Origin of the sequence: Prevotella sp. P2-180 (assembly GCF_002251435.1) — a bacterium.
Classification (GTDB): domain Bacteria; phylum Bacteroidota; class Bacteroidia; order Bacteroidales; family Bacteroidaceae; genus Prevotella.
Genome location: NZ_NPJI01000060.1, coordinates 1 through 1,754, shown reverse-complemented (window position 1 = coordinate 1,754; position 1,754 = coordinate 1). Strand labels below are relative to the sequence as shown.

The 1,754-nt window shown below is 55.1% G+C and carries 1 rRNA gene; it reads left to right on the top strand.

Features of this window, described 5'->3' with window-relative positions:
- Positions 1-1,754: ribosomal RNA gene (locus CIK98_RS08210) — 23S ribosomal RNA — on the top strand; the annotation flags it as partial.

Here is a 1,754-nt window from a genome sequence, read left to right as displayed (position 1 = left end):
AATAAGGGCGCATGGCGGATGCCTTGGCTCATGGAGGCGATGAAGGACGTGATAAGCTGCGATAAGCCGCGGTTAGGAGCAAATATCCCTTGACCCGCGGATTTCCGAATGGGACAACCCGTCAGCATGAAGTGCTGTCATCATTACCTTTTGTAATGAGGCTAACGGAGGGAACTGAAACATCTTAGTACCTCCAGGAAGAGAAAACAAAACGTGATTCCCCCAGTAGTGGCGAGCGACCGGGGAAGAGCCCAAACCGGCGTTGTGGCGACGCAGTGCCGGGGTTGTAGGACCGCGCCGTCGTACCCTGATCGTGAACGGAACTGTCTGGAAAGTCAGGCCATAGCGGGTGAAAGCCCCTTACGTGAAGCGAGACGGGACGTAGCGGTATCCTGAGTAACGCGGGACACGAGTAATCCTGCGCGAATCGGCCGGGACCATCCGGCAAGGCTAAATACTCCCATGAGACCGATAGTGAACCAGTACCGTGAGGGAAAGGTGAAAAGCACCCCGACGAGGGGAGTGAAACAGATCCTGAAACCATGCGCCTACAAGCGGTCGGAGCATGCAATGCATGTGACGGCGTGCCTTTTGCATAATGAACCTACGAGTTACCATCTCTGGCGAGGATAATTGTCACGAGACAAGCATCCGCAGTGAAAGCGAGGCTGAATAGGCCGTTTAGTCAGAGGGGGTAGACGCGAAACCAAGTGATCTACACATGTCCAGGATGAAGTCCCGGTAACACGGGATGGAGGTCCGCACCGATAAGCGTTGAAAAGCTTCCGGATGAGGTGTGTGTAGGAGTGAAAGGCCAATCAAACTTGGAGATAGCTCGTACTCCCCGAAAGGCATTTAGGTGCCGCGTGTGGTATTCATCGCGAGAGGTAGAGCGACCGATAGGTCAAGAGGGCTTCACCGCCTATCGAGACCTGACGAACTCCGAATGCTCGCGATTCGCAGCCATGCAGTAAGGGCGCGGGTGCTAAGGTCCGTGCCCGAGAGGAGAAGAATCCAGACCGCCGTCTAAGGCCCCTGAGTTCCGCCTGAGTTAGTCTAACGAAGTCTGGTCCCTGTGACAGCTAGGATGTTGGCTTGGAAGCAGCCATTCATTCAAAGAGTGCGTAACAGCTCACTAGTCGAGGGTCCGGGCGTGGATAATAATCGGGTATAAGGCGGACGCCGAAGGCGCGGGATAGCAATTAATAAAAGTATCGGTAGGGGAGCATTCCGCCGGCGTTGAATCGCGAGGGACGACCTTGCGTGGAGCTTGCGGAAAAGCAAATGTAGGTATAAGTAACGACTAGGGGGGCGAGAATCCCCCCCGCCGTAAGTCTAAGGTTTCCCGGGCAATGTCAATCATCCCGGGGTCAGTCGGGTCCTAAGTCTCAGCCGAACGGCGATGGCGATGGCAGAACGGGTCAACATTCCCGTACTACCTTGGGGAGCGATTGTGGAGACGGAGCAGTGAAACCTCCGCGCGCTGACGGATATGCGCGTTGAAAGGTGTAGGCGTCGATCGTGGCAGGCAAATCCACCGCGAGAGCCGACCCTGAAAGTACGGAATCCCCTTCGGGGGAGTCTGATAGCGAGGGTAATCATACTCCCGAGAAAATCCGCTAAGCTTAATCCCTTTGGTACCCGTACCGCAAACCGACACAGGTAGACGGGTAGAACATACTAAGGCGTTGAGAGATTCATGGTTAAGGAACTAGGCAAACTGACCCCGTAACTTCGGGATAAGGGGTCCTCAC